This window comes from Cytophagia bacterium CHB2 (assembly GCA_030263535.1).
GTDB lineage: Bacteria > Zhuqueibacterota > Zhuqueibacteria > Zhuqueibacterales > Zhuqueibacteraceae > Coneutiohabitans.
Map to the genome: position 1 here is coordinate 1 of SZPB01000449.1, position 4534 is coordinate 4534.

Here is a 4534-nt window from a genome sequence, read left to right on the forward strand (position 1 = left end):
ATGGCCCCAATAATGATAATGCCGCTAATGGCATTGGTAACACTCATCAAAGGAGTGTGAAGTGCCGGTGTCACATTCCACACCACCTGCCATCCGACCACGCAAGCGAGGACGAACACGCTCAAGTGACCGAGAAATTCGTGAGGAGCCCCTTGGCCAATAATAAAAAACAAAACGGCGAGCCGGGCGGGATGACTAGCGTGTTGGGCGCGGGAGAAGCAGTCTTGATCGCGCATACTTGATCTCCTGAAATGGGTGAAAAGAGAGACGCTCATAATGTTGCTGACAATAGCAAGATTTTAGCGATGTCTCAATCACCCGATCAGGTAGTTTTAAAAATGTGGGAAATCAGGGGGGAGCAGAGTTCTTTTGCGGAGGCCACGCTGTGACAGAACATTGCCGCTCAGCGGTTTGGGCTGTCAGAATTCACAAAAAGGCGTTGTTCAAACGCTTTGGCGATGGCTTCCGCTTGGGTGTGGACGTGCAGCAATTCGTAAATTTTTTTGATGTGACATTTCACCGTGTTTTCGCTGATAAACAACTCTTCGCCAATCGTGCGATAGCTTTTGCCTTCGCGCAGCTTCATAAGAATTTCCTTTTGCCGCGCCGTAAGCTCAGGGCCTGTGCTCTGGTTTTGAAATGAGTTGACCACCAACCGCGCGATTTTCGTGCTCATCGGCGCGCCCCCGGCCACGGCTTCTTTAATGCTGTCGAGCAAGACCGCTGGCGGCGTATGTTTGAGCAAATAGCCGCTAGCACCCGCCCGCAAAGACTCGAAGATCAGTTCATTGTCTTCGTAAATCGTCAGCATCAACGCGTCGATCTCCGGCCAGCGTTGTTTGAGGCGGCGCACGCCCTCGATGCCGGACATGCGTCCCGGATGAAATTTGATATCCATCAAAATCACCTCGGGCAAATCGTGCTCAAGACGGCTCAAGGCGGTTTCGCAATCCGCATAGGCGCCGGTGCAAATGAAACCGGGAGCATTGCCGATGATAATCGCCAGGCTCTCGCGAATATCGTTTTCGTCTTCAGCGATGGCTACACGAATCATACGCTTGCCACTGTTTTACCGTTTTGGGGGCGGACAGGATTGCCGTTTTTGTGAGGCTCGAACCTCTGCTGCTGATTAATTTTTCCAGTGAAGCGAATTGCCGTGCCCTTGCCGGGGCGCGAGATGATCTGCAACTCGCCCTGAATTGCAGCGGCGCGCGCCTGCATGTTGCGCAAACCTTTGCCGCGCGGACTCATGCCAATCTCGAAGCCGTTGCCGTCGTCGAGCAGAGTGACGCTGTAGCCGCCATTCTCACGTGCAAACGCGCAGGTCACGTTGCGGCAGTTCTCGCGCGTGTGTTTCAAAATGTTGTTCATGCCCTCTTTGAAAATGCAGGTCAAATTTTGGCGCGTTTCCATGGATAAATGGGTGTGCTCAAGCTCGGCGCCAAGCCCGGTGAGGCAAAAGCGAATGCCGGTGCGGTCGAAGAGTTTGTCGCCAAAATCTTTGAGTTTGAGCGCGGTGTCGTGCAGCGTGCTTTCTTCGGGATCAAGCGACCAGATGAAGTCGCTCATGTCCTTGTGCAAGCTCGCTGCAACGTTCATGATGCGACTGAGATAGTCGTCAATGTCCCGGTTGTTTTGGTGCAAACGGGATTGCAGCACGCCGCAGAACAACGAAATTTTCGTGAGCTTGTGGCCGGACTCGTCGTGAAAATCAGCCGCGATTTGCTTGCGCACGCGCTCGCGTTCCTCCAGTTTGGCCTGCGCCACAGCCTGAAAACGCGCCAACTGTTCTTCATTCTTAATGCGCGCGATTTCCGCGGCGCGTTCCCGCTCTTGCCGCAGGCGCGCGCGATGCCAGCCTGTAATCAACAAAACGAATGCAAGGCCTGCTGCGCTATAAAACCACCAGGTTCGCCAAAACGGCGGCGTGATGATGATTTTGAGGGAGGCGCCGTTTTCATTCCAAACACCTTCGCCGTTTGAGCCTTTCACACGGAAAACGTAGGCGCCGGGTTGCAGTCCGGTGTAACTTGCCGTGTTTTGCGTGCCGCTATAAATCCAATCGCGATCCAACCCCTCCAGGTGGTAAGCATATTCATTCTTTTCCGGACGTGAATAATTCAGCGCGGCAAATTCGAAGGTGAGAAAATTACTGTCATGGGGCAAACGAAGCGCCTCCGCATTGCGTTGAATTTGTTGGAAGGCAATCGCCTTATCAAAAATTTTCAGCGAGGTGAGCGCCACCGGCGGCACGAACGTGTTGCGTACCGTCGCTGCCGGATGGAAACGATTGATGCCGTTAATGCCGCCCCAAAACATCTCGCCCTTATCGTTTTTGAAATAAGCGCCGGCATTGAACATGTTGCTTTGCAGCCCATCGGAAATGTCGTAGTTGCGAAACGTTTCCGTTCGCGTATCGAAGCGCGTCAGGCCTTTTTTGGTGCTCAACCACAGCCCGCCGGCCTGGTCTTCCAAAATGCCACAGATGACGCCGTTCGGCAGGCCGTCCGCTTCGGTGTAATTCTCAAAAGTTTTGTTGGCATGGTTGAGTTTGCTCAGGCCGTCGCTCGTGCCGGCCCATATATTTCCGGCGCTGTCCAAGTGAATCGCATAAACATAATCGTTGCTCAAACTCGCAGGATCAGCAAGGCGGTGGCGGTATCTCTCGAAGGTTTGAGTTTGGCGATCGAGTTTGTTCAACCCGACGTAGGTGCCGAGCCAGAGGTTGCCGTCGTGATCCTCCGCAATGGCATGAATAAAATCGCTGCTGAGACTCGCAGAATCAGCCGCCTCGTGCTGATAGCGCGTGAATTGTTTGCGCGCGCGATCAAAGCGATTCAAGCCGCCGCCATCTGTGCCCACCCACAGCGTGCCGGCGCGATCTTCATAAACGACATTGACATTGTCGTTGCTTAAGCTCTGCGGATTTTCTGCGTCAGTGGAATAATAAAAAAATGCTTTGCGCTTTGGATCAAACTCGCATAAGCCACTGCGAAATGTGCCAATCCACAAATGGCCTCGTTTATCTTCGATAATCGAGGTGATGAAGTTCGAGCGCAGTGCTGTTGGCGTTTTGTGATTGGCGCCGAATTGAGCCATGCGCCGCCCTTCAGGGCTCAGTTGTGTCAACCCGCCGCCGAACGTACCCACCCAAATTGCGCCCGAACGATCCTGACAAATCGCGCGTACGTCGCCATAACTCAAGCCGCTCGCGGGCACGGTTTCTTCGCGGACATGTTCAAATTGTTGCCGGTAAGGATCGAGTTTATCCACTCCGCCTTGATACGAGCCGATCCAAAGAATGCCAGAACGATCTTCGCAAAGCGCGACAATAACATTGCTGCTCAAGGAATAGGCTTGCGCCGGATCGCGCTGCACACGCAGGAAGCGGCCGGTGGCGGGATCGAACCGGTTCAGTCCGCCTCCCATGGTTCCTACCCAGAGATTGCCATTGCGATCTTCGACAATCGGCCCGATTTCATTTTGGCTTAAACTGTGGGGATTGTCCGGCTCATGCACATAGTGAACAAATTCGGCGCGTTCGGGTGAAGGAAGGGTTTTTGTTTCCGCCGTTGTCTCTTCGGCAAAGACGAGTCGATTCAATCCGCCGCCGATCGTGCCAATCCATAAATTGCCAGCGCGATCTTCATAAATGGAGTTGACGGCATTGCGGCTCAAGCTTTTGGCATTTGCCGGTTCGTGCTTGAAGCGCAGGAAATCTTCCCGCGTGGTATCAAGCAGATTCAGGCCGCCGCCGATGGCCCCGGCCCACAATCGCCCACTGCCATCTTTGAGAAGCGCACGCACAGAAGTCTGCTGTATCTTGTCATTCGCAAAAGAGGAGAACTGATAATGGACGAATGTCGCGTGAGCGAGAGAGGAGTCCGTTGCCTTCCCGGTTTTAAAGCCTTTTTCGATATGAAGCCGGTCGAGACCATGATCTGTGCCGAGCCAAAGCCTGCCGTGTTCATCTTCAGCAATGGCCCAAACCATATTGTTGCTCAAGCTTGCGGGATTTGCCGGATCGTGCATGAAGCGCGTAAACTTTTCCGTGAGCGGGTCGAAGCGATTCAGCCCGCCGCCCCAGGTGCCGATCCAAAGATAACCCTGTTGATCTTCGTAGATCGCGATGATGTCGTTGTAGGAAATTGAATGTGCGTCGTTGGGATCGTGGCGATAGATGGTGTAGCGCCGGCCGTCGTATTTGACCAGGCCGTACATTGTCCCAAACCACATGAAACCGGTTTGATCTTGATGAATCGCATAAACGAGATTATGGGAGATGCCCTGTTCGAGCGAGAGATGATCGAAGCGCAGGGGAAAATCTTGCGCGCGCAGAAGGCAGGCAAAGCTGAGTATACCGAGAATCAAGAGCTGTCTGCGCAAAGACATGACGGGCCTGGGTGTGTGCATGCGTGGAATCCGGTTAAATTTCTAAGGATTGCCATTTAAATAACTTACTCATTTTCTTTAAACCGCTAATCAACGCGAATGGTCGCTAATGCTTTTTAATTCGCGATGATTCGCGTCTATT

The 4534-nt window shown here is 53.1% G+C and carries 2 protein-coding genes and 1 pseudogene; all 3 read right to left on the reverse strand.

What is annotated here, in order from left to right:
- Positions 1-176, reverse strand: a pseudogene (gene pntA, locus FBQ85_26970) (NAD(P)(+) transhydrogenase (Re/Si-specific) subunit alpha).
- A 227-nt stretch (positions 177-403) separates the two neighbouring features.
- Positions 404-1054 carry a response regulator transcription factor gene (locus FBQ85_26975; GenBank protein ID MDL1878777.1) on the reverse strand — a complete coding sequence of 217 codons (651 nt, stop codon included), beginning with the start codon at positions 1052-1054 and terminating at the stop codon, positions 404-406.
- Positions 1051-4413 carry a GGDEF domain-containing protein gene (locus FBQ85_26980; GenBank protein MDL1878778.1) on the reverse strand — a complete coding sequence of 1121 codons (3363 nt, stop codon included), beginning with the start codon at positions 4411-4413 and terminating at the stop codon, positions 1051-1053. Before FBQ85_26980 ends, FBQ85_26975 begins: the two co-directional genes overlap by 4 nt.
- Positions 4414-4534 lie beyond the last annotated feature (121 nt).